The sequence below is a fragment of the Clostridium chromiireducens genome, from assembly GCF_002029255.1.
In the GTDB taxonomy this organism is placed as follows: domain Bacteria; phylum Bacillota; class Clostridia; order Clostridiales; family Clostridiaceae; genus Clostridium; species Clostridium chromiireducens.
Genome location: NZ_MZGT01000041.1, coordinates 18,695 through 41,041, shown reverse-complemented (window position 1 = coordinate 41,041; position 22,347 = coordinate 18,695). Strand labels below are relative to the sequence as shown.

The following is a 22,347-nucleotide window of genomic DNA, read 5'->3' as shown; positions in this document are numbered from 1 at the left end:
ACATTTTTTGCAAGTAATGTGTTCTTAAAAATTCATTTAGGGAAAACTTCGTAAGTAATTGGGGGCTAGTGGTGTTGAGATACTCAGTAAAAAATTCTTCAATACATGGGGGGATATAAAAAATATCGCAAATCCATTAGAAAACTTGACACCAATGTAAATACGAATTATACCAACTAATCTAATTGGATAAGCTATTACCGCTATCTAACTTTTTCTATCTTAATACACTTAAAGCCATACTTTTCATAAAGATTTACAGCTTTTTCATTCCACTTTAGTACACATAATTTTATCGGTTCTATTTTATTTTTCTGCATATAACTGATTGCAAAGAAAAGAAGTTTTTTCCCATATCCTTGACCTTGATATTTTTTGTACACGATTAAGTCATCAATTTCATTACCATAAATTGCAACAGAACCTATTATCTCATCATCAGCAACAAGCAAAAAAATATCTGACTTTTTCTTATCAAGTATGTCTTTTGAATCACAGCAATTATATGGAACTAATTCCAAAGCTTTTCTCATTTCATAAAAACATTGCTCATACACTATTTTATATGACTCATAATATTTATCTTCATAACAAACTAAATCTATATTTGAAACTATAACATTCCCTAAATATTGCATTTTGTAGGCTATAATCTCCATGTTCTTCTTTCCTCCTCATATTTTAATCCTTACTTCGTAGTAAATTACTGTTGCGACACACTTTAAGAAATATGCGAATTAACTGAGCTTAAAATTATGTTAATTCAACTCTACGAAATTGTAATTTATATAAAACGTTTTACTATTTCTAAATTATATTCCAAATCACAATTCCATATAATGTCATCTCATTACACTGGAGCATTTTCTCCATTCGTCATGTTTTGCTTTACTTCTCATATCTATATCTCCATTGTCATATGCAGCAGCCCATTCTAAAAATTCCATATGATCCTTTATACATATCTCCACCAATATCTTTGCTTATTCCCATTCATCTCGTATTATTCCGAATAAAGTACAATCTTGAAAGCCGTCACGGGTTTTATAGTTGTGTCGTGAAAAGCCTTCATAGCGCATTCCAACCTTTTCCATCACTTTCCCTGAAGCAGGATTTTCTACCGAGTTATATGCATCAATTCGTTCAATATCCGTATTTTTGAACATATAATCGATAACTGCTCTTGCCGCTTCGCTAGTATATCCTTGACCCCACCAACGGCTACCGATCTTGTAACCTAATTCAGCCTTGAAGTCATGTTCTGAAGTTATTATGATACCAATCGAGCCAATCATTTCGCCGTCTTTTAAATACATTCCCCAGTAATAAGTGGAATCAGATTGATAGTTGTTAACCCACATTTGAATCATGTTCTTGCTATCATCTATTGTTTTATGTGCGTCCCACCGCAAAAAGCGTGTAACTTCATCATCGCTTGCCCAATTCCTAAACATCATTTCGGCATCAGTAAGTTCGAGTTTCCGTAGTGTCAATCGTGTAGTTTTTATTGCTTGTGTTCCTGCATGCTTCAAGTGTTTATTCCTCCTGTACTAAATATAAATTTTTACATAGTATTCAATAAAAATAGTGAACTATCCTATCGTTTACAAATTACTATTTATAACACTCAACCTTAAATTGTAATTTATCTTATATCCACTGTATAAAAGCAGTCTTATCTTTTTTATTATATCCTGCTTGCTCATAGAAATTTAGTGTGCTCTCTTTTTTTGAACCTGTTAGTAACATTAATTTATAGCAATTCTCTTTAACTGCTATCTCTTTTGCATAATTTAAACACGCTGTAGCTAATCCTTTTTTTCTATATTCTTTATCAGTTACTACATTTTCAATAAAAGCATACGGTCTTTGAGTATGTGTGAAATTAGGTATTATTGCGCAAACACACGAAGACACTATCTTTCCTTCTTTCTCAATAATGATAATGTGATAATTTTTATCTTGCAAAATTCTATTCCACAATTCCATTATTTGAGGCGTTTTTTCGGGCATTGGATTATCACCCAGTTGCATATATAGTTCCATTAACCCACTAAAATCTTCTTTTACTATTTCTCTTATCATAATACCCTCATCCTTTCAAATTACTATTTATCGTAAAGATTATATAATAATCTTTAGTTCGTGCTTATTTACATTGTTGCAGTAACTAAAAATTCTGATTGCTACACCTTTTATGAAGATTGGATTTTATTCATAGGAAGTATTTCAATAAAAACCCTGTATGCAAAAACTTTTAGCTTTTTCTGCCTTGCCCTTCTTGAAGGTTGAGTTATCCTTCTATGTAACCATTCTAAATTTAACTTTTTTAAAATTTCTGGAGTACGTTTCACTCTTCCAGTGATTACATCAAGACTTCCTCCCACACCAAAAACAACTTTAGTATTAATGTTATTTTTATTGCTATAAATCCATTTATCAGCAAGTGGTGACCCTAATGCAACTATAAGAATATCAGGATTTGAAATTCTTATTAATCTTGAAGCCCAAACAATCCCTACTCCATCAGGAGTTATTAGATCTGCACCAAGTGTAGATTATGCTCATTTTGTTCATCAACCCATAAATATCTCCTCTAGGATTTCAATAATTCACTCAACCTTGTTCTAAAGCAATGCGACCATGCAGGGAGATAACCTGCTTGAACTGCCACTCGTTGAGAAATAACATTGCTACAATCTGTACTGTAATATGGAATATATCCACGATTAAGTACTTCAAGTGTTAATGTATTTACTAGAATAGTGGCAAGTTTATTCCCTCTATATGGCAATAAAACATCAACACTGATCTGCCACATAGTCTTGCATTCAGCACTTGCGCTTGCTATTCCAACAATCGTATCTTTATATTTAGCTATAGCCGCTACCATTTTGGGATTTTGACTATTAATATCATATTGCAATGCATAATTAAAATCTTTCAAATCATAAAGCTTTTGTATATCATCTTTTTCAATAGTTACATATTCAAACTCTTTATTTCTACTCGAAAGAGTAATCTTGTCTAAATCCGGAAGAAAATAAGGGTTCACACCGTAAATGAATGGCATATTCATTACTTCATATCTTGTCTTACCTTCAAGCTGTTGATAAACTAATGGCAAAATATCTGTAGATGCATTTATTACTACGCCGTTTCCCATTGTAATCATTTCCAATCGCGGTGTTATCCACGGAAAAGTTCGTCTTCCTTCATTTTGTTTTGCTTCTGTAAAAATAATCCCTTCTTTTAGGAAATCATCTGGAGAGCAATTGTAATCAATAGCAAGTTGATTGTATACGCATTCCATCATAATTTTCTTATTAATCATATACTTAGCACCCTTATGTAAACATAATATCAATTCGTAATAGTTACAACTTTAAATTATATTATCAATACAACGTATTTAGTTATTTTCTTTTAATATCCACGATCATCAACTTTCCAATTATCCATTTTACTGCCCCTTATTAATATCCAATTATAATTATCATAAGTTGAATTTGGATTTAAACTTCCATCCCCACCTGATGAATCTACATCAAAATTTGATAGCAAAACAATTACATTTTCAGGTTTGACACCATTCACTGAACCTCTCCCATTTTTCAAATAACCTTCAATAAATTGATCCGATTTTTTTTCATCATACCATAATTTTGTCAGAGTACATCCCTTATAACTTTTAAAACTTTTTTCTACGCAATTCACTGCATCATTTAATTCATTCTCACTGAACTTGTCAGTTGCTCCAATACTCACTACAACATTATCAGTTTTTCCAACTTGTTTATAAACCACAAAAGAGACTCCTACTAAAATTAGACAAAGAAAAAATACTATTTTTCTCATATAAATTCCACCCCATTTAAAATCATATAATAAATAATAATAATTTACTGTTATATTTTATACGAAAGTCGCTAGATATCTAATTGCTATACTTAGTTTTCCAGTTGTCTTGCCACTCTTTATAACTTAATCCCGTTACTTCTTCTAATGTTTTGCCATCTAGTGAACTAAATGCTCCAACAACATCAGCATTAGGATATGAATATCCTCCAATGATATTCCCTTCACATAACATTACATATACATTAACACCATCTTTAGCATTTCTATCTTCTTTTTGCATAGGGTGGTTTTTTACTGTATAACCATATACAACTATTTCCTTTCCAAAATACTTATCTGGTTCTACTGTTTGCACTGCCCAGGCTTGTTGATATTCAAGTGTATTAATTCCTCCATAAAGTTTACTTCTTTCTAATGTATATTTCTGTATTTCACCTTTTCGAGCAATGATAGTATAACCTTGATATTTAATAAAATCCTCTGCTGTTTTTTCATCACCAGTAATATTAGGCGTACAGCCAATAAATATTATAAATATTATTCCGTTTAATAAAATTAACAATTTTTTCATATAAATACTCCCGATAATTTCATTTTTTCATATATAATAATGCATTATGTTCACCATATTTTACTATTACATTAATTTAAAAAATATGGCTAACCTTTGCATATACTTTCCTTTTCTAGTGTCTCCTAACACAAGTAATATGTCTAATGAAACAATCTCATAGGAAGATGAATAATTAATTATAAATTGAGACTATACACATTTCCTTAATATAAATTCAACTGCTTCTGAATAATTTTCTACTTTTTTCACAACAAAATACTTCTCAAATTCTTTCGTCCACATATCCATTTCTTCTTCTATTTCTTTAACTTCATTCATTATAAACACAACATAATTACAATCCGTTTTTGCCATTTCTGGAAGCAAAAAAGAAAATCCCCATTCAACATCTGCTTTATCATCTTCAAATCCATTTCTTGCATCAACAACAAAATTGCTATTAGGATATTGTTTCATTAACTCTAACGCAAACATTGTTGGTTTTCTATAATCATCTAAGCAGCAGAATTTCTTCCAAGTTAAAAATACTATATTATCCTTCTCAATGTATTTTACATTACAAAATTCTGAATCAAATTCTATTTTACTATTCATTATTAACCTCCAGATTATATTAATTTTATTTCGCAGTTTAATTATAGTGGTGATAGCAGCTTCAAATTTTATTTTTAGCTATGTTAAAGAATAGTGTTGATAATATAGCGTATTTAAATATAATATTATTCCATGGAAGTAATATCATATCTTATTTCTACTACTCTATTTTCCACATTCCAAAATTCAATTGTTACATTTCTTTCATGGTCTACATATCCAATTACTGGCGAACTAGGCATTTGTTCCTCAGTTCTCTTATAATAGTTAGTCCCATAAGCATTAATTATATCATCAACTGAACTGCCTAACCCAATACCTTTACTTGTCTTCATATTACTTTTGACATCGCTATTAATAACAACTCTAATAATTTGCCTCTGCTTATTTGTAGCAATTTCTAAACCATCACTTAGTTTATAGTAGTCAAATAAAGCATTATCAATTCTTTCGAGGTTTGTACCATACTTTTGTACAAATTCCTTACTATCAATACTCTCATACATTGAAATACCATCTATGTTCTCTTGGCTAAGGGATGTTGTTTTGGTAAACATAAAACTACTTGACCTCTGTAAACATTTATAAGCACCCAATGCAGTACAACTTATTAATAGTAAGATTATAATGATTCTTTTAAATACCTTCTTTATTGTGAGCTTTTTCTTTATGAGTTCTACAGCAAGAACTGTGACTGCTAACAAGAAGATACTTATTATAATTCCACTAATACTCATAGCTGCTCCTCCTTATTTATGCGCCATAATTTTGCTGCTATCATATATCAATAATTATCAATTTAATCTCCACTCAATTGGAATTTATCATTCAGGTACATATGAAAATTTAAGACTCTTCCTTAGTTCTCACTTACTTAACCCATTTACCCGTATGCTGTCAAGCTCTTCTGCTAACAATACATGGTTTTTATATAATCTTAGATATTCCTTTGAAACATCACTATCAAAAATTAATATATCATCAGAATTAATAGTTACATCTACTCCTGCTCTATATAATTCTTTAATTGGATGCTCACATATAGATCTTACACGACCTAGTTTTTCATTACTTGTAGGCGTTATATTTAATCTTATTTTATTATCTATTAAATATTGTATAACTTTACCTGATTCCACAGCCGAAATTCCATGTTGAATTTCATCAAGCCCTAATATTTCAACACCTTTTTTTATATCATCAGCATTTCCCCACTCACCAATATGTGCCTTCAATCTCAGTCCATTATCCTTAGCCTTTATATATATAGGTTCAAAATTTTCTATTGGTTGTGCTAATTCATCTCCATATAAATCAATTGAATAAAATTCTTTTCTTCCCCAAAAATTTTCTAAACAATCTAATAAATAATCAATGGAGCAATGTCTAGAAAGACCTATTTGTAGTCTTAACTCTGTTTCTGGTGCAAATCTCTTATTTGATTCCGAAAAAGTATTAATAAGCTCTTCAATATCATTATTAAAAAACTCTCCTAATCCCCAGACATCTTCTCCGATTTCAAGTATTTTAATTCCGTCTAAATTAGCTTGTACAAACGTAGCATCAATTTGAAGCTTTCTCATCTCCCTATTATTGAATCTCTCACCTAAATATATGCTATTCCATTTATGCATATCATCCATAGATTTCAATATACCTTTATAATATGGTATTTCTATTTCTGTAACTTCTCTAATGTATTCTCGATTTCCACCTAGTGCAAAATGATTATGTAAATCAGCCTTTGGAATCCCCCTTAAAGCTTTTATATCTTCTTTTTCAAGTGCATCTATGAATTCATTTGAAAATCTGTCCTTCATTCTATCACCTTTTACCTTCTATAAGTTTATAATTTATAGTACTCAATATTAGATTGAAATTTGGGATCATATTACTCCAAAAGTCGCACTAAACAAATAAGCACCATCTAATGCCATATTTATCAATAAAATCTGCCATAAGTGGACTGAATTCACATGGTGCAAGAGGCACTAAAATTTTAGCATCAGTTTTTAAAACTTCATATGCTTTCCGCACCTTTTCTTCATTACCTTCTCCATAATGTAAACAAAACTGCATTACGTTACCAGTAACCGTTTCCTCACCAATTATGGCATATTCTGAATTTTGTTCTGCCACAGCTAAAATTTCCCCTTGAATATCAAGTTCTGAATGAAAAAATGTTCCATCTTCATTTGGATAACTGCTAATGAGAACAGCATCAAAAGCCTTTTGGTAAAGAGCTACCGCCTCATCACTTCTTGTAACATATGCTTGCATCATTGATCTTTTCATAATAATTCCTTCCTTTATTACATATAAATTTATTAATTTAATTCATCCATTTGATATTGATCTAACTTGCCTTTAAAAAGCGATTCCCCTTTTTCATTAAACAATATATATTCGAATGCTTTTGAGCTATAGCCTGAATATTGGCCTTCTTTATCAAATTTTATTACATCATTTACATTTAAAGTTTCTTCTTTATTTTGAGGTACTGTAAACTCATTTGTTAATGTAATATAATCTTTACTTATATCTTCTTTTACTAAAAAAGGAGCCTTAACTTTTATCTGAAATTTTTGTACATTATTACTACAATTTACTATATGCATTGTTCCATATACAATAAGCTTATCTTTATCTCCATGAAGTTCTACAGAAGTTTTCTCTCTATCAAGGTATATGGCATTTAAATCATTAGAAAATCCTTTATATATTTGAATACAATGCACCCACGCGGCAGAAAAAATATTCATTAGAACAATTGTTATAATAATTCTTCTAAATGATGTGCTAATTAAAAAGTTTTCTTTAATTTCATTGAAATTTTTTAAACAATAGTATAATCCTACTATAACTATTAATCCAGCATAAGAAAACCTCCAGCTATCACCTCTTATTGGAGCAAATATCCTTTCAACAAAGGTTTCTGGCACATTATTACTATTTCCCATTAATATAAACAATGTTATTATTCCCAAGCAGCTAAGTATTCCCTTTTTCATTTTAAATAGCTTATCCAAATTCTCACCCCTAATAACACAAATAATTATAATAAAACAAAAATATTTTTGGACTGTTTAGCCATTCCTTCAATACTTCTATTAATTGTTAATCATGACCATTACGATTTAATTTTACTGGCAATGCCCAAACAAAAATAGCTGTTGCTGGTCCAATAACAAAAAAGCTCTCAATCAAAAATCGGTATTCTTTTGTAATATTTAAATTTTCTATAATTAAAGAGCCAACAATATTAAATAAAAAAGAAATTAGAACCAGTCCAATTCTTCTGATCATTTTACCACTTATGAATTTTTCTATATCCAATTTTAAGCCAACATTGAAACATATTAAAAAAGATATAATAAACGTTGCAGTTGCCACAAAATAATAATAACCTTTCATAAAAATAATTCTCCTTAAATAAATAAAATACTTTCCTAACATTATATGTTAATTATAACATATTTTTAAAAAATAATTTAATTTTATTACTTGCATGGTATTTTTTTGTATATGAAATAAAGACATTCGGAATTTCATCCCTGCTTATCCTTTGAGGTTCAGTTTTAAATAATATTCGGGTAATACTTTTTTAGAATTGTATAGTAAGTTCTCTCCATTAAATCACCAACCTAAAATTTGAATATTTGATTTTAAATTTCACATAATAATATTATTGATAATTGTTGTTTATATTATATCTTAAGGTGGTTATGCTATGAAAAAACTTATACTACTACTCTTAATTTCAATATTTTTATTATTTAATCTGACACTCTCCGCATTTGCTGCTAACCTTTTTAAGGAGGGTATTTATAAAGCATCTGATTTTAATTTTTCGCCAGAAAATACCTATAGTGTTCAAAATGTATCTCCGAAAGATAGTGTTTATATACTTCTGTTTGATGAAAATCAACTTCAACTGCAATCTATACGCTTATCCCCTCAATCTGGGAAATATAATTTATTACCACTTAAACCGGACTACAGAATTGCGATAGTTGGCAAAGGAGATGTTTTTATTGATTAAAAAGTGACATTTATATTACTTATTTGGAAGGTGATCTTATATTATGAAAAAAAATATTACAGTGACATTGATTTTAGTATGTTTATTCTTTAATTATCTTGCATTAATTCCCTCATTTGCAATAACTTCATTTAAGGAAGGTGTTTATCAATTATCTAACCTCAATATTACGCCTAAAAATCGTTATACTATTCAAAATGTATCACTTGATAATAGTGCTTATGTAGCACTTTTTGATGAAGAGCAACGTCAAATACAATCTATTCATTTACCTCCCAAATCAGAAAACTATAGCTTAATCCCTCTTGAACCTAGTTATAGAATTGTAATTATCGGAAAAGGTGAAGTGATTATTGCTTAAAAGACACTTATAGCGTCTTTTTGTTTATACACAATTTCTACATGTTGAACTGATTTTAAACACCATCCTATCTTGTTTTTCTTAATAGCTAAAATAATTAAGTAGCAGTTCGTTCTTCATTCTAAATTATTTATTACTCTGCAAATTCTTTTAATTTACCTTTGAGTTAATCATAACATATATTGTAAATTTTGATTAATTACTACTTACTTTCTTTTTTGTTATATTTTTTATGAAAATAGGTAATCTTTCAATTTTGTACATATATCCTTTATGAAAACAAAATGAAGGAGGTAAAAAACTATGGCTGTTACTAAATCAATTGAAACTGCATCATTAAGCATTGAAGTTCAAAGCGGGACAGATAAGGCCGGCGATGCAATTTACAGTAAAAAAACTTTTTCTAATGTAAAAACAAATGCTGCCCCTCAAAATGTCTTTGATGTTGCTGAAGCAATCAAAGATGTTTTAGAAGCTTCAACTAGAGATTACTTTATAAATGAATCTTCTAGTCTAGTTAATGCTTAAGCAGATAAGTGAGATAAGTGAGAGTCCAAATCTATGATTTGGTTTCTCGAACTTAGTTAAATCATGTATATGATTTAACTTCCTTAACTCTAAACCCAATGAAAGGAGGTAAATTAGATGGAATATACTTTAGTTATGACTTTTTTAACTATAGCTGGTGAGAAGAGTACTTTAAGCATTTCTGGTGTTAAATCTACTCTCACTAAAGGTGAAGTAAATACACTTATGGATACAATCATCGCCAAAAATATTTTCAAAACTAATTCTGGCGATTTAGCTAAGAAATCCGGTGCTCAATTAACTCAAAGACAAGTTACTAAATATGAAGTAGCATAAAATTGAGTTAGAAAAATAAAGGCTTATCCAAAATCAAAATTGGATAAGCCTTTATTTTTTTTATATGTATCGCCCTTTACAATAAATCCTATTTAATAATTCCGAGCTATGATGCGCTCTTCTTAAATGAATATCTAACTAAAATTCTTCCTATCTTGTATAGTCTAGTGAAACGTTATACAATTTTTCTTTCTTGATTTTCAACTGCATTCCAAGATTGAAAATCAGAGCAATAGTTAATAAAACTAGTGCAACTATCATGATATTGTGTAAACCACCATACATAATCTGTTGCATAAGTGGTAATGAATTTTTAGGCAAATCCACTGCACTTTGAGAATCACTTAATTTGTTTAGCATATCAATAGAAATTTTTCCATTAGATTCAGCTACACCTTTAATTAAGGCATGATTTAGTATTACTCCATATATTGATGACATAAATGTTTGGCTCAAAATACGTAAAAGGTATGCAAATGATGTTGCAATTGGAATATCTCTCTTTTCTGCATCTTCTTGCACACTTATTTGTAAAACATTAAAACTTAAACCTAGACCAAAACCTTGAAATGCTCCTGCTACTAATAAAAGCCACAATGGTATAGTTATTCCGGCTAATGCCATAATACCAAAAGAAATTATAAAGGCTAAGGTTCCCAAAGCAACTATACGGTATTTACCCAATCTTGAGTGCATAGATGATCCAACTACTGAGCCAAGAAAGTTTGTAATAGAACCTGGAATCTGAGTCGCACCTCCAATTAAAGCACTTAATCCAAGCAATCCTTGCGCCCACATTGGTATGTATATATTAAAAGCAACAAACGCTCCCCATAAAGTAGAAAATAATATAAAATCAACTACTAATGGACCATTTTTAAAAAGTCTATTAGGAATTATAGGATCAGCTGCCTTTTCTTCGACTTCAAATAATACTATCAATAAAATTAAGCCGACAATAATTACGATACTAACTAAGCTTAATGAACCTGTCCCTATCATTTGAATACCTGTTAAAAGTGTTACTAAACTGATTACCATAATGCCAGCACCTAAATAATCAATTTTTTCACCTGAAGAAATTCTTTTAGGCTCTTTAAAGAAAAATTGAACACTTAGTATTGAAATTAATGCAATTGGAGCATTAATATAGAATACCCAATGCCAACTAAAAATATCGACTATAAAGCCACCAATTAGTGGTCCAATAATTGAAGCTGCACTAAAGCTTGCTGTAGCATACCCAATAACCTTTGCCCTCTTCCTTAAATTCTTATACAAGTCTGCATAAATAATAAACGGGATAGTATTCATTCCACCTGCGCCTATTCCCATAACGGTTCTTGCAATCAAGAAAAATATAATATTACTTGATAATGCTTGAAATATTGAACCAATAGCAAATAATAATGTGGCTATTTGATATGTTTTTTTGTTTCCGATGCGTTCTCCTAATTTACTCCAAAGCGGAGTTACTACTGCCATTCCCAGCAAAAAAACAGCTACTATCCAACCCATGTATTGAATTCCATGTAAATCACTTATGATTGCTGGCAATGCAGTGTTGACAATTGTTGCATCTAAACCCGCCATTGCATTTGATAATAATAGCGCCAGCGTTACAATCAAAGTTCCTTTGTTACTCATCTTCGAAAAACTCCTCCTTCATAGTACCATTAAAAATTAAACGACCTTCTAATTCTACACCTTAGAGTCTACTCCAAGTCAATAAATATCTTAATTTTTTTCCCTAAAATGAAAAGGTAATTTCTTGTTTGCAAGAGTAAATTCATCTTAGACGAAGTTAGTCTTACATTATTTTTCTGATACAAGGTGGATATAATTTATTTGAAAGTGGATTCCTCTAAGTTTATTGAAAGTAATTATAATGAATAAGAATTATGATCATAAACATCTAACAACAACTCAAAGACAAGTTACTAAATATGAAGTAGCTTAATATTTATCGCCCTTTACCGTAAATCCTATTTAATAATTCCTAACTTATATGATGACATATGCCAATGTATGTATATAATGTGTTATATTTTGTAAATTATGTTATAATAAGTGTTGTTATAAACTATAATTTAATGAACAATAGTAAATTGTTGCGAAATATAATTGAATAAATGGCTTTGATTGAGGTGGTATAAATGAGTTTAGGGTTTACGGGTTATGGTAAATATAAAGAAGAAAGAGATGGATGCTTAATATATGAGTATTCAGGAGAAAATTGGAATGCACCATGCGATAAGGGTGATTGCCTTCTGTATGATGGATTGATTTCTATTGAGAAGAATGTACTTGACGAAGATAGTTATACTAAAGCAATCCAAGATGGAAGAATAAAGATAATAAAAGAATGTAAGAATGCATTTAATCGCTTTAAAGATATTAAATTCGATTATTTAGCACTACGTATTATAGTTCATATCTTTAATGATTATAAGAAAAGCGGGGAGATACCCCAAAAAGTAGGTTTTATTCAATAAAAAATTTGATAATACTAAATTCACCTATTTGGGTTAGTTTCACATTTGTAAATTACGACGAAGTTATACAAGGAGGGAAGTTATGTTTATTGAAGATAACTCTAAAGAAAAGGTTTATAGAGATTTAATAGATTTAGTTTTTGGGATTTGTGATGAATTTATATTAGTAATACGAAAAGACATTAGTGTGACTGTCAATGTTAATCATGTTTTAGAAAAATTACAATCTTCTTTAAAAGAGGTAAAAGAGCAATTTGAATGGCCAGGTACAGAATACTTTGGTGAGCAACCTGCCTTGGTGTATTACTATAATACTGATAATCATGCTAAAGAAACACTAAAGCAAGTATCAAACTCATTTCATGAATGGGTTCAACCAAATTTACCAGAGGATTTATCTTTTCTAAAGAGTGGTACCCCTTGGTTGATTAATACCGCACATGAACGTGAAAGTTATATATTAACAGATGATAAAGAAGAAATTGATAAAATACTGAAAATTGAAGGCTTAAAAGTGAGATTATAGAACTTTATTTAATACACCATATTCATATATTAAGTATTATAGGTGGACAATCCACCTATAATTTTTATTAGTCTATATTGCAACATTATATTAAAACACAGCAATAAATTCTTAAAAGCAATTAGGACCAATTGATATCAATATAATATCTTCCGCTATACCTTAAGTACAGCGGAAATTAGAAGCTGACATTCCTCCACTTATTCTTATTCTAAAGTAAAGGATGCAAGGCTTGCGCTTCCATCGCCTGTAAAGGTAATATATATTGCTTGAATTCCATCAGGGATTACAATATCAGATGAATATTCCTTCCACACATTTGAAAACCCAATCGATATTTTTCCAAGAGATAGACCATCCCATGATGTTTTTACTTCAAAGTCACCTTTTGCATATCCACGAGCTTTAATTTTAACTTTCCTTATGCCCTTGCAATCAAAATATTTAAAACCGGCAGTGGCAGAATCCTTCATATTAGCAATATATCCGATTTCTTCATCACCGTCTTTTCCATCCTGAGTTATCTTTGGAAATTGATTATTCATCCATGAGGCTGTAAAATCAGTATAAACAGATTCTTCTTTACAGAATAAATTACATGCTAGATAAGCTGGATATTCTCCTTGTCCCTTAAGCGGCCCATCATTGGAACCGCATGAAGTCATTTCCACCTGCGGAATTATTCCACTCGGTAAAATTTCAATTTTCTCCATGCAGCCCTGTCTGCTAAAATTAGTTCCATTAGTGTGTCTATGATAGAAAATATACCATTGTCCATTAATTTCAATTATACTTCCATGGTTGTTCCCGCCATAAAACATTGGTTTTTCAGCAGGCTTGTAAGAGCTGATATGAAGATCATTATTGCTTATAATTACTCCTCCATATTTAAAGTCCTTTGTTGGATGTTTACTAGTAGCATAGCATAATTCGTGCATTGAAATAGAGGAATATACAAAATAGTAAGTATCTCCATGCTTTCTAATTGATGGAGCTTCAAAAAATTCGAAACCTTCAAAGCCTGAGCCTTCACTATAAGGTTCACTTGGCACGATAATTACAGGCTCTTCAATGATTGTCAACATATCTGGACCAAGTACTGTTGCCATAGCTCCACTTCTAGATTTGTCACCTCTTGCACAAAAACCTGTATAAAGATAGGTTCTGTCTCCCTCTCTAAGTACTCCAGGGTCAAATTGAGGCTCATCCCCCTCCCTATTTCCAAGATATGTTCCGTCAGAATAATGAACATATCCATAAAATTCATATTTGCCTGCTGGTGTATCACATACCGCAACAGAAACGATAGAACGCTTACTGTCAACATAGTATAAATAATATCTGCCATCTTGTCCTACTGCAACATCTGGAGCGTATAGACAACTATCACGGTCTTCATTATTTTCAACATCAGTAGCTTTTAAAATAACACCTTCATAACGCCAATCAGCAAGGTTGTCCACCGGTGCAGACCAACACACATAGTCATTTAAACAGTATGCATATCCATTAAAACGATCATGAGATCCATATACATAAACTCTGTTGTCAAAAATATAAGGTTCTCCGTCAGGGATATATTCCCACGATGGAAGATAAGGATTAAAGCCTTGTTTTTTCATTTTTTTCTCTCCTTTAATGCGATAAATTTGTCAGGCATAAGAAAAATACCTGAACCCGTTGATTTTACTATTTTATAATTCCAAATTCTTAACATAAATATTATAAGGCGAACTACCATCAAGTATATTACCATATGTATCAATCCAGTATGGTATGTAACCACTACGATTAGCCACCATCTGAGAGCCAAGATTAGTTATTGAAGCAGAATAAAAAGGAACTATCCCTTGCTTAATAATATCTAATGTTAAGTTAGATACTAATTTTGTTCCGAGGCCACCTTTGCGATATTCAGACTTCACATCTACCCCTATTTCCCATAATTTTTCTGTTTCTTCTCCTGCCCCTGCCAGCCCAACAATTTCATCATCTTTTTTAGCTAAAAATACAATTTTTGTTGAAGTATTTCCATTGCAATCAAAAACTATTGAATTATCAAAACCTTCAATACCCCTCAACTTATAAATATCATTGCCTTGCAATAATTCATATGTATACTCCTCAAGAAGTTCTACTTTCTGAATCTTTTTAACATCTGGTATATAATGTATTGTTTGTCCATATATAAATGGAAACTCAAATATTTCATCCCTGCTTTTATTACTCAATGCTGATTTAACCTTTGAATGAATAGATTTAGAAGTATTTATAATAACACATTTATTAAATGCCATAATTTTAATATATGGTGATTTACTAAGACTATTTATAGTAAAAGTAGTACTGTCTTCTTCTAATACTGATAAATTGGAAAAAAACTGTTCTGCTAAATATTTCTTAATTATGCTATCTATAAAAAATCTCTCCATAAAATGTAATCTCCTAAATAAAATTAATTAACTTGCTTTGTTTGCTTGAAATGAATATTCACAAAACCTAAATTATTACCATTAAACATGTAATTGTATACAATGGTACTATATTTTCCAATTTTAATCAATATAATAAGTAGAAGAATTTATCATTAAGCTAGATTTTATTATTCTTTATTGTCGATATATACATATTAAAACAGATAGTTCAATTTTGAACTATCTGTTAATATACAAATTAAGTAAAAGACATACTAGACAAATACACTCATGATATATTTTTAATAGTTTTTGGTGCACGCCTACAACAGCAGTGATGATACTTGTTGCTAAAATACCCATAAGACTTAAACCTGCTGGGTCATCTCCTGTGGCTTTAATTAGTGACTTTTATCTAGGTTCATCGGTACTCATGCTCCTATATGTTTTAAATAATGTACCAACTTTATCCTTTAGATCATAGTACCCTGGATACATCATAATTGTTGGCTTAACCTTTAGGGCATTTGGTGTTCCATTTTCCAGACAGTCTTCATTTGCATATACTGCAACAATTTCTCCAATAAACATCGTAAAATCAAATATAGGAATTGTCTGTATTACCTTACAAAGATAATTTACAGGACATTCTTTTATCATTGGTGCATTTCCTGCAGCATCATAAAAAGAATCAAATACATTGGATTTATCCTCTTTATTACCAGAGACGCACCCACAAAGATCAGTATTATAAACAGATTCAGAGGATGGTATGTTTACACTGAAGAATCCATTTTCTACTACGCCTGAAGTTGTATAGTGGGAATTTTTCAATGAAATATACAGTACAGGTTTCTCACTTACAACACCATATGCACCTATTGTAGCATAGTTTGGCTTTCCATTAACCATGGCCCCTGCTAAAACTGTAATAAATGGTCCAAAAGGGATATTTGCTATTTTCTTCTTTATCATATTCTTTCTCCAATTCAATTATTTATTTGTTGCAACAATAATAATTATATAGATTAATTTCAAAAAATATAGACTATTTCTTTTCTATAAGTTATCATATAGATAGATTACGCCCCAAAATAAATATTATTAATATAAAATAATTGTAATTTAGCATTGTATAGCAAAAATACCGCAAATTCAAATTTGAATAATACGGCATCTGAAAATTTAATATTTATAAATATTGCTAATTGCATATTTATGGATTAATCGTATATTACATTTTTTCCTTCATCACTTAACTTTTTTAAAGATGAAAGCATATGATTTATTTCTTCATCGGAATGTCTTTCCCATGAACCCAATTCAGCTATTATTTTCAAAGGAGATTTAGACCTATAAGAACGTGTTGGATTTCCAGGAAATCTCTTGTCAGTTAAGTTAGGGTCATTTTCAAATTCACCTAATGGTTCTACAATATAAATTCTTTCTTTTGATTTCGATGTCGCTAATTCAGCACCCCATTTAGCGGCATTTAATGTCGCAGTAAAATAAATATAGTTAGATTTTTTATTTTGGTAATTCGATAAGTGTTGTGGTTCTAATAAATCTCCAATTTTTAGTTCTGCTTTAGTGCCATGAAAAAAAGGACCACTATCTAAAACATCTTTTTTATCATTCATGCTGATACACTCCTTTTATATTTTCAAATTTATGTATGATATTATAGTATCCAAATTACAAAAAACTGATGAACAATATCTTACCATTATAGATTTATTATAACATAGATTGTAACTGTCACATTCTTCAATTTTCATAGAACTTGCTCTAATTTACTATGTCAAATCTACACTTTTCAAAATAACTTCGATTTAATTCAAATCTTCTTACTTCTTATATTGAATAATCTACTGCTCCTACTGCTTTAACCTCATTTTTAAATATCTCTAAATATGATTTATTTGATTTATGATTTAAACGTGCTTCTTCTGTTTCTTTAAATTTATTATTCACTAAATCTCCTCGGTAACATTTAAAAAAATATCATACACGTAACTTTAAATAATAATCTCTCAATATATTATTTATTTTTATTGATTCATGATTTCAGAATGTTACGAATTAACATAATCGATTATTTTATCTGATTTTTCTTTTTGACTTTATCCTTAACCAGCCAGGTAATTGCTATAAAGTAACCTATAATAGGAGAAATCCCGTATCCCATCAATGGAATTGGGAAGTTCCCAAATTGTGTAGATATCAATATAATAATAAAATATATACCAATACACCTGGATATTAGTTTTGAGTTCTTTTGGGGAAAGATTATAAATGGCAATGGTAATATAATTAATGATATAACTCCTAAAACAAACCATATGATTCCGGTATTCGCTGCCAGACTAAGTATTTCTTCTACATATGATACAGGTGGTAATGCATCTAAATACACCCACGAAACAACAGCCATTATTAAAAGTGCTCCTGCAATACTAAAACGAATTATATTGTTTCTGGTATTATTCCATATAAGAATAATCATTGGAATTATAAATGCAGTTAACTGCGAAGCATCTGGCTGTCTTAGTAAAAGGAGTGATACAATTATTGTAGTAATTATGGTCGCCCACTGTTTTCCATTCACCAATAACCCTGATAACTTAATAATCACAATAGGCAAAACTATACTTGCCACATAGAACTTAATTGGTCCAAGAGATATCCATCTATGTACCCCTTCCATTCCTGAATTAATAAGAGTTAGAAATAGTAGTATTACTGAGACAAATATAGTGATGCTCTCAGTATTAATACCTTTCTTTTTTTCTTTTCTTGATACAACAAAAGATGAAATCAATCCCCCTATTAATAAACAAAAAATATTTTGTCCAACAGTAAAGACAGCAACATTGTGTAAATACATTACTATCACTCCAATAATGACTGGAGGCGCTGCAATTATTAGTGGTATAAAATTTAATAATCTTACTTTTTTCATTACAAACTCCTTAATAACAGTTCACTTAACTACTGTTGCTCCTTAAGTTTCATGGAGACAATATAGGAAAATTGTGAAGCTCTCTGCTTTTTTCTTTTATTTTTTTGGGGAAAATGATAATCCATTCTCTCTCATAATTTGCTTAATAATACTCATTGCATTTTTTCCTATTCCATGTAATTGAGAAAATTCTTTTTCATCATATTTTTGTACTATTCTGTATTAATTATAACATATTTTGTAAAAATCGCATTATTCGATTTTCAAAGATCATTTTAATAATTTACTACGTCAAATCTACACTTTTCGATATAACTTCGAATTAATTCAAATCTTCTTACTTCTTATATTGAATAATCTACTGCTCCTACTCCTTTAACCTCATTTTTAAATATCTCTAAATATGATTTATTTGATTTATGATTTAAAAGTGCTTCTTCTGTTTCTTTAAATTTATTATTCACTAAATCTCCTAGGTAACATTTAAAAAAATATTATACACGTAACTTTATATAATAATTTCTCTATATATTATTTATTTTTATAAATACAAACAATTTTACCGTTCATTACTATACCAATTTCTTATAACTACTGTACTTTGTTGACTTGGATAATAATGCTTATCATTACTTTGTTCGCCTATTGCAAAAATAGAAAATCCTAAAAACCAAGGTTCGTTTTCGAACTCTCTTCTATAGGCTTCAAAACAATTAGCTTGTTCAACACCATTAATAACATTATTATTGTTGTATGGATTCCAGTTCCATGGCTCATGTGATGTATAATTAAACTTAGGGAAACCAAGTTCTCCAAAGAAAATAGGTTTATTCCATTTATCATAAAAATTTTTTATTTCTTGTTTTATATTTTGATGTCTAACATTTCCACTAATTGTTATTTGTGAATTTTCTATTGATTTTGAAAGATCTTCAACTGTATTTGTGGCATTATCAGTAAGCTCAAAATAAGCTGCTATAGAAATAAAATCTACTTTTGAAAATAATTTATTATTTAACTTATTATTATATGCAGTAATACTATCTGGTGCCCATGAAGCAGTATCCCATTTATTAGTTCTATATGTCACTAATCCTTTATAATTTTCTCTTACATAATCTACAATATCGCACCAATCATTTTCTCTAGATTCCATATTAACAAAATTACTTCCTATGTTTAATGCGGTTACATTATATGGTACTGCAATATCATCTATTAATGTTTTTAGTACATATGTCTTCCAAGTTTGAAAAAAGAAGTCCATATTGCCAGGTTTCCATTCAGTTTCAGCTTTCATTCCATTTGCTATCCAAGGATATGGCTCTAATATTATGTTTATATTTTTATTTGAATTTTTTAATTGTGTAATTAACTCTATTGCTTTACTTTCACTTGTTTTATCAACTAACATACTGCTTGAATTAGTATCATTTATATTCACCATTACAGGTATATTTAATGTATTTAATTTAAATTTATCTACATCAATTAATACTTGTTGAATAGTATAGTCTGTTGATAAACTACCTGATTTAACCTTCTTTCCATCAACTGTCCATCCTATTGAATTTAATGTTTGATCATTAGTAAGCATTGCAGCTTGTACACTATATGAAACAAGAAATAGACTAGTGAAAGTAGCTGCTACTAAGGCTATGTTTCTCAGTTTACGAATTACTTTACAATTGTTCTTATAAGTCATTTATTTATTTTTCCCCCTTTGTTCTATATCTCTACAAATCTTATATGGTAATTTTTTCAAATACATTGTTATTATAGCATAATTTTAAATATCGTATATCAATTTTCAAAGGCCATTTTAATAATTTACTACATCATGTCTACATATTCTCTATTTGCAAAAATTCATTTAGGGAATTTTTCGTGTACTAATGAGAGCATGTGGTCTGAAAGAACCCTTTCTATTAGGTTTTACATAGACGGGGGGAAAATAAATTAAAATCTTTTTTTATTTGCCCCTTAGTAGTATGACGCATTAAAAAAATCGCAAATTCAATCTCTTGAATAATACGATTTTACAATTTGCTATTTATTTTTATTGATTCATATTATGAATATTGTGAATTAAATTTACTATAGATTATGCTCATACTATAAACGATTCTTATATACTTATTTTGATGATAATGAAAAAATAATCCCAGATAAAACACATCCTAAAGGAAATAGTATAAATATAATTCCTAAAATTATTGAGCCTGTATTAAATAAAGGTTTTAATACACTATTTTTTGTTTCCATCTGTTTCAAGTATATTTTATTCATTCCTATGCCTGTACCACCAATAATTATCAGACATGCTCCAATAAAACAAATAAACGCAATAAAAATTCCAATTATAGCCGCAATAAATGGTAGAATAAATAGAAATCCCATAAGATCACATCCCTTATAATTTATTTAAAATTAATACTCCTGCAATCATATAACACAAAGTTATTAAAATGCCCGCCCACATATGTATAGCCGAAAGCAACCAATAACCAACTTTTATTTTTTTATCAGATGTATCAAAACATTTGCTCATCTTCATACCTTTATATCCTCGGATTATTGCAATAACAGCCAAAAATAGAGCCATTATAAGTGCTAAAAGAATAAGTGCGTTCCCTAGTTGTATCATCCATTTCCCTCTCTCCCTTGAATTTACTATTCCTAATTAATTATAACATAAATTGTAAATATTGTATTATTTGATTTTCAAAGAACATTGTTATAATTTACTACACCATATCTACACATGGTGTCTTAAATTACTCTTTCTTAATATAGAATCATAACCCAAAATTCAGTTTTTCCAAACTCTGATATTCTTTCAAAATTATTAACTTTTTTGAAACCCAGCCGTTGATATATTTTTATTGCGCGTTGATTAAAACTTGCCACTGTTAATCGATATTCTTTTGCTAGTAGTTTATTTCGTGCAAAATCTAAACCACTACTCAAAAAAATCTCTCCTAATCCTTGATCGCACAAATCTGGTTTTATTCCTAAACCAACATCAGTAATATGGTTTAAATCATATACTCCAAATTTATTTCCAGCTGGAACTTGAGCAGATTCTCCAAAACAATAATACCCTACAAGATTGTTTTTTCCTCTGAAGCTGAATAATAATAACCATTAAGAAGTTCGTTTATACAATTTTCACTTTCATCCATACTATAAATTGAATAAGGTTCTTTATAAATCCATTTTGAAATTTGTTTTGCTTCGTTATAATTCATTTGTTTTATATTTAGTTCCATGTTAAATCCTCCATTATTTAAAATAAATATGTTTCTTTTATTAATCATAGGTAATAGTTTCGTTATAAATTACCATCAGGTATTAATTATATTTTCTTTCCCATATTTGATTCAGTAACCCTAAGACTAAATCACTACATTTTTCAAGAAAGTTATGTATAATATTATTCCTTTTATAATCATTTTCTTTATCTATCTTCCACACGCACTTGTATGTTTCACCTATCTTTTCAACCCTTAGAACACCTTTCCCATCTTCATATTTCCAATTGCCTAAAATATATTTTTCATAGAAACTATTCATTAATTTCACCTTCACTTTAATTAAATTTTTTCAGTTTAGAATAAGTTTGTAATACCAGACAAATTTAAGATTAAAAAA

30 protein-coding genes and 1 pseudogene are annotated in these 22,347 nt (G+C 29.6%); 6 read left to right on the top strand and 25 right to left on the bottom strand.

Annotation, left to right across the window (positions count from 1 at the left end; genetic code table 11):
- Positions 1-203: 203 nt before the first annotated feature.
- From CLCHR_RS15060 to CLCHR_RS15000, 13 genes are all read right to left on the bottom strand, one after another.
- Positions 204-659 carry a GNAT family N-acetyltransferase gene (locus CLCHR_RS15060; RefSeq protein WP_079440662.1) on the bottom strand — a complete coding sequence of 152 codons (456 nt, stop codon included), beginning with the start codon at positions 657-659 and terminating at the stop codon, positions 204-206.
- A 324-nt stretch (positions 660-983) separates the two neighbouring features.
- The gene (locus CLCHR_RS15055; protein ID WP_079440661.1) at positions 984-1,532 is read right to left on the bottom strand and encodes a GNAT family N-acetyltransferase; all 549 of its coding nucleotides are present in this window, start codon (positions 1,530-1,532) and stop codon (positions 984-986) included.
- Between the two features lie 118 nt (positions 1,533-1,650).
- Entirely contained in the window at positions 1,651-2,085 is a 435-nt protein-coding gene (locus CLCHR_RS15050) for a GNAT family N-acetyltransferase (RefSeq protein WP_079440660.1), read from the bottom strand.
- A gap of 110 nt (positions 2,086-2,195) precedes the next feature.
- Positions 2,196-2,489 carry a WecB/TagA/CpsF family glycosyltransferase gene (locus CLCHR_RS15045; RefSeq protein WP_278337007.1) on the bottom strand — a complete coding sequence of 98 codons (294 nt, stop codon included), beginning with the start codon at positions 2,487-2,489 and terminating at the stop codon, positions 2,196-2,198.
- A 107-nt stretch (positions 2,490-2,596) separates the two neighbouring features.
- The gene (locus CLCHR_RS15040) at positions 2,597-3,334 is read right to left on the bottom strand and encodes a GNAT family N-acetyltransferase (protein ID WP_079440658.1); all 738 of its coding nucleotides are present in this window, start codon (positions 3,332-3,334) and stop codon (positions 2,597-2,599) included.
- A 92-nt stretch (positions 3,335-3,426) separates the two neighbouring features.
- Positions 3,427-3,858, bottom strand: coding sequence for a DUF4829 domain-containing protein (locus CLCHR_RS25235; protein WP_242966094.1), 432 nt, complete (start codon positions 3,856-3,858; stop codon positions 3,427-3,429).
- 79 nt (positions 3,859-3,937) lie between these two features.
- The gene (locus CLCHR_RS15030) at positions 3,938-4,432 is read right to left on the bottom strand and encodes a DUF4830 domain-containing protein (protein WP_079440657.1); all 495 of its coding nucleotides are present in this window, start codon (positions 4,430-4,432) and stop codon (positions 3,938-3,940) included.
- Positions 4,433-4,624: 192 nt separating this feature from the next.
- A complete protein-coding gene (locus tag CLCHR_RS15025) occupies positions 4,625-5,029 on the bottom strand; it encodes a hypothetical protein (RefSeq protein ID WP_079440656.1) in 405 nt (134 codons plus the stop codon).
- A 125-nt stretch (positions 5,030-5,154) separates the two neighbouring features.
- Entirely contained in the window at positions 5,155-5,766 is a 612-nt protein-coding gene (locus CLCHR_RS15020) for a hypothetical protein (RefSeq protein ID WP_079440655.1), read from the bottom strand.
- A gap of 129 nt (positions 5,767-5,895) precedes the next feature.
- Positions 5,896-6,849 (bottom strand): amidohydrolase family protein, encoded by a 954-nt coding sequence (locus CLCHR_RS15015; protein ID WP_079440654.1) that lies wholly within the window; start codon positions 6,847-6,849, stop codon positions 5,896-5,898.
- An 88-nt stretch (positions 6,850-6,937) separates the two neighbouring features.
- Entirely contained in the window at positions 6,938-7,324 is a 387-nt protein-coding gene (locus CLCHR_RS15010) for a VOC family protein (protein WP_079440653.1), read from the bottom strand.
- Positions 7,325-7,356: 32 nt separating this feature from the next.
- Positions 7,357-8,058 (bottom strand): hypothetical protein, encoded by a 702-nt coding sequence (locus CLCHR_RS15005; protein WP_079440652.1) that lies wholly within the window; start codon positions 8,056-8,058, stop codon positions 7,357-7,359.
- Between the two features lie 88 nt (positions 8,059-8,146).
- Entirely contained in the window at positions 8,147-8,443 is a 297-nt protein-coding gene (locus CLCHR_RS15000) for a hypothetical protein (RefSeq protein WP_079440651.1), read from the bottom strand.
- Between the two features lie 316 nt (positions 8,444-8,759).
- Between CLCHR_RS15000 and CLCHR_RS14995 the strand changes: the two genes are divergently transcribed.
- The 4 genes from CLCHR_RS14995 to CLCHR_RS14980 all read left to right on the top strand — a co-directional run bounded on the left by CLCHR_RS14995 (position 8,760) and on the right by CLCHR_RS14980 (position 10,296).
- On the top strand, positions 8,760-9,071 hold the full coding sequence (locus CLCHR_RS14995) for a hypothetical protein (protein ID WP_079440650.1): 312 nt from the start codon (positions 8,760-8,762) through the stop codon (positions 9,069-9,071).
- A 43-nt stretch (positions 9,072-9,114) separates the two neighbouring features.
- Positions 9,115-9,432, top strand: a complete 318-nt coding sequence (locus CLCHR_RS14990; RefSeq protein ID WP_079440649.1) for a hypothetical protein — start codon at positions 9,115-9,117, stop codon at positions 9,430-9,432.
- 303 nt (positions 9,433-9,735) lie between these two features.
- Positions 9,736-9,960: a DUF1659 domain-containing protein gene (locus CLCHR_RS14985; protein WP_079440648.1), complete on the top strand. Its 225-nt coding sequence runs from the start codon at positions 9,736-9,738 to the stop codon at positions 9,958-9,960.
- A gap of 117 nt (positions 9,961-10,077) precedes the next feature.
- A complete protein-coding gene (locus CLCHR_RS14980; RefSeq protein WP_079440647.1) occupies positions 10,078-10,296 on the top strand; it encodes a DUF2922 domain-containing protein in 219 nt (72 codons plus the stop codon).
- 150 nt (positions 10,297-10,446) lie between these two features.
- On the opposite strand, the gene CLCHR_RS14975 is transcribed toward CLCHR_RS14980, so the two are convergent.
- Positions 10,447-11,943: an MFS transporter gene (locus CLCHR_RS14975; protein WP_079440646.1), complete on the bottom strand. Its 1,497-nt coding sequence runs from the start codon at positions 11,941-11,943 to the stop codon at positions 10,447-10,449.
- Between the two features lie 509 nt (positions 11,944-12,452).
- On the opposite strand from CLCHR_RS14975, the gene CLCHR_RS14970 reads away from it, so the two are divergent.
- Both CLCHR_RS14970 and CLCHR_RS14965 read left to right on the top strand, forming a co-directional pair.
- Positions 12,453-12,791, top strand: a complete 339-nt coding sequence (locus CLCHR_RS14970) for a hypothetical protein (protein ID WP_079440645.1) — start codon at positions 12,453-12,455, stop codon at positions 12,789-12,791.
- Positions 12,792-12,873: 82 nt separating this feature from the next.
- Positions 12,874-13,317 (top strand): stage III sporulation protein AH, encoded by a 444-nt coding sequence (locus CLCHR_RS14965; protein WP_079440644.1) that lies wholly within the window; start codon positions 12,874-12,876, stop codon positions 13,315-13,317.
- 206 nt (positions 13,318-13,523) lie between these two features.
- Here CLCHR_RS14965 and CLCHR_RS14960 read toward each other — a convergent pair whose 3' ends face one another.
- The 11 genes and pseudogenes from CLCHR_RS14960 to CLCHR_RS14915 form a co-directional block, all read right to left on the bottom strand.
- Positions 13,524-14,939, bottom strand: coding sequence for a family 43 glycosylhydrolase (locus CLCHR_RS14960; RefSeq protein WP_079440643.1), 1,416 nt, complete (start codon positions 14,937-14,939; stop codon positions 13,524-13,526).
- Positions 14,940-15,011: 72 nt separating this feature from the next.
- Entirely contained in the window at positions 15,012-15,749 is a 738-nt protein-coding gene (locus tag CLCHR_RS14955; RefSeq protein ID WP_079440642.1) for a GNAT family N-acetyltransferase, read from the bottom strand.
- A gap of 393 nt (positions 15,750-16,142) precedes the next feature.
- Positions 16,143-16,706, bottom strand: coding sequence for a flavin reductase family protein (locus CLCHR_RS14950; protein ID WP_079440641.1), 564 nt, complete (start codon positions 16,704-16,706; stop codon positions 16,143-16,145).
- Positions 16,707-16,954: 248 nt separating this feature from the next.
- Positions 16,955-17,371, bottom strand: coding sequence for an NAD(+)--rifampin ADP-ribosyltransferase (gene arr, locus CLCHR_RS14945; RefSeq protein WP_079440640.1), 417 nt, complete (start codon positions 17,369-17,371; stop codon positions 16,955-16,957).
- A 455-nt stretch (positions 17,372-17,826) separates the two neighbouring features.
- Positions 17,827-18,693: a cell division protein gene (locus CLCHR_RS14940; RefSeq protein WP_079440639.1), complete on the bottom strand. Its 867-nt coding sequence runs from the start codon at positions 18,691-18,693 to the stop codon at positions 17,827-17,829.
- A 559-nt stretch (positions 18,694-19,252) separates the two neighbouring features.
- Positions 19,253-20,398: a glycoside hydrolase family 113 gene (locus CLCHR_RS14935; protein ID WP_079440638.1), complete on the bottom strand. Its 1,146-nt coding sequence runs from the start codon at positions 20,396-20,398 to the stop codon at positions 19,253-19,255.
- 431 nt (positions 20,399-20,829) lie between these two features.
- Complete coding sequence (locus tag CLCHR_RS14930) at positions 20,830-21,093, bottom strand: hypothetical protein (RefSeq protein ID WP_079440637.1); 264 nt, start codon at positions 21,091-21,093, stop codon at positions 20,830-20,832.
- A gap of 13 nt (positions 21,094-21,106) precedes the next feature.
- The gene (locus CLCHR_RS14925; protein ID WP_079440636.1) at positions 21,107-21,340 is read right to left on the bottom strand and encodes a hypothetical protein; all 234 of its coding nucleotides are present in this window, start codon (positions 21,338-21,340) and stop codon (positions 21,107-21,109) included.
- A 140-nt stretch (positions 21,341-21,480) separates the two neighbouring features.
- Positions 21,481-21,753, bottom strand: a pseudogene (locus CLCHR_RS25230) (GNAT family N-acetyltransferase); the annotation flags it as partial.
- A gap of 44 nt (positions 21,754-21,797) precedes the next feature.
- Positions 21,798-21,965: a hypothetical protein gene (locus CLCHR_RS25225; protein ID WP_242966092.1), complete on the bottom strand. Its 168-nt coding sequence runs from the start codon at positions 21,963-21,965 to the stop codon at positions 21,798-21,800.
- Between the two features lie 82 nt (positions 21,966-22,047).
- Positions 22,048-22,269: a hypothetical protein gene (locus CLCHR_RS14915; protein WP_079440635.1), complete on the bottom strand. Its 222-nt coding sequence runs from the start codon at positions 22,267-22,269 to the stop codon at positions 22,048-22,050.
- Positions 22,270-22,347 lie beyond the last annotated feature (78 nt).

Bases quoted from the DNA above. Each gene is read 5' to 3' on its own strand.
- CLCHR_RS15060 (WP_079440662.1), bottom strand. From the start codon at position 659: ATGGAGATTATAGCCTACAAAATGCAATATTTAGGGAATGTTATAGTT.
- CLCHR_RS15050 (WP_079440660.1), bottom strand. From the start codon at position 2,085: ATGATAAGAGAAATAGTAAAAGAAGATTTTAGTGGGTTAATGGAACTA.
- CLCHR_RS15040 (WP_079440658.1), bottom strand. From the start codon at position 3,334: ATGATTAATAAGAAAATTATGATGGAATGCGTATACAATCAACTTGCT.
- CLCHR_RS25235 (WP_242966094.1), bottom strand. From the start codon at position 3,858: ATGAGAAAAATAGTATTTTTTCTTTGTCTAATTTTAGTAGGAGTCTCT.
- CLCHR_RS15030 (WP_079440657.1), bottom strand. From the start codon at position 4,432: ATGAAAAAATTGTTAATTTTATTAAACGGAATAATATTTATAATATTT.
- CLCHR_RS15025 (WP_079440656.1), bottom strand. From the start codon at position 5,029: ATGAATAGTAAAATAGAATTTGATTCAGAATTTTGTAATGTAAAATAC.
- CLCHR_RS15020 (WP_079440655.1), bottom strand. From the start codon at position 5,766: ATGAGTATTAGTGGAATTATAATAAGTATCTTCTTGTTAGCAGTCACA.
- CLCHR_RS15015 (WP_079440654.1), bottom strand. From the start codon at position 6,849: ATGAAGGACAGATTTTCAAATGAATTCATAGATGCACTTGAAAAAGAA.
- CLCHR_RS15010 (WP_079440653.1), bottom strand. From the start codon at position 7,324: ATGAAAAGATCAATGATGCAAGCATATGTTACAAGAAGTGATGAGGCG.
- CLCHR_RS15000 (WP_079440651.1), bottom strand. From the start codon at position 8,443: ATGAAAGGTTATTATTATTTTGTGGCAACTGCAACGTTTATTATATCT.
- CLCHR_RS14995 (WP_079440650.1), top strand. From the start codon at position 8,760: ATGAAAAAACTTATACTACTACTCTTAATTTCAATATTTTTATTATTT.
- CLCHR_RS14990 (WP_079440649.1), top strand. From the start codon at position 9,115: ATGAAAAAAAATATTACAGTGACATTGATTTTAGTATGTTTATTCTTT.
- CLCHR_RS14985 (WP_079440648.1), top strand. From the start codon at position 9,736: ATGGCTGTTACTAAATCAATTGAAACTGCATCATTAAGCATTGAAGTT.
- CLCHR_RS14980 (WP_079440647.1), top strand. From the start codon at position 10,078: ATGGAATATACTTTAGTTATGACTTTTTTAACTATAGCTGGTGAGAAG.
- CLCHR_RS14975 (WP_079440646.1), bottom strand. From the start codon at position 11,943: ATGAGTAACAAAGGAACTTTGATTGTAACGCTGGCGCTATTATTATCA.
- CLCHR_RS14970 (WP_079440645.1), top strand. From the start codon at position 12,453: ATGAGTTTAGGGTTTACGGGTTATGGTAAATATAAAGAAGAAAGAGAT.
- CLCHR_RS14965 (WP_079440644.1), top strand. From the start codon at position 12,874: ATGTTTATTGAAGATAACTCTAAAGAAAAGGTTTATAGAGATTTAATA.
- CLCHR_RS14960 (WP_079440643.1), bottom strand. From the start codon at position 14,939: ATGAAAAAACAAGGCTTTAATCCTTATCTTCCATCGTGGGAATATATC.
- CLCHR_RS14955 (WP_079440642.1), bottom strand. From the start codon at position 15,749: ATGGAGAGATTTTTTATAGATAGCATAATTAAGAAATATTTAGCAGAA.
- CLCHR_RS14950 (WP_079440641.1), bottom strand. From the start codon at position 16,706: ATGATAAAGAAGAAAATAGCAAATATCCCTTTTGGACCATTTATTACA.
- arr (WP_079440640.1), bottom strand. From the start codon at position 17,371: ATGAATGATAAAAAAGATGTTTTAGATAGTGGTCCTTTTTTTCATGGC.
- CLCHR_RS14940 (WP_079440639.1), bottom strand. From the start codon at position 18,693: ATGAAAAAAGTAAGATTATTAAATTTTATACCACTAATAATTGCAGCG.
- CLCHR_RS14935 (WP_079440638.1), bottom strand. From the start codon at position 20,398: ATGACTTATAAGAACAATTGTAAAGTAATTCGTAAACTGAGAAACATA.
- CLCHR_RS14930 (WP_079440637.1), bottom strand. From the start codon at position 21,093: ATGGGATTTCTATTTATTCTACCATTTATTGCGGCTATAATTGGAATT.
- CLCHR_RS14925 (WP_079440636.1), bottom strand. From the start codon at position 21,340: ATGATACAACTAGGGAACGCACTTATTCTTTTAGCACTTATAATGGCT.
- CLCHR_RS25225 (WP_242966092.1), bottom strand. From the start codon at position 21,965: ATGGAACTAAATATAAAACAAATGAATTATAACGAAGCAAAACAAATT.
- CLCHR_RS14915 (WP_079440635.1), bottom strand. From the start codon at position 22,269: ATGAATAGTTTCTATGAAAAATATATTTTAGGCAATTGGAAATATGAA.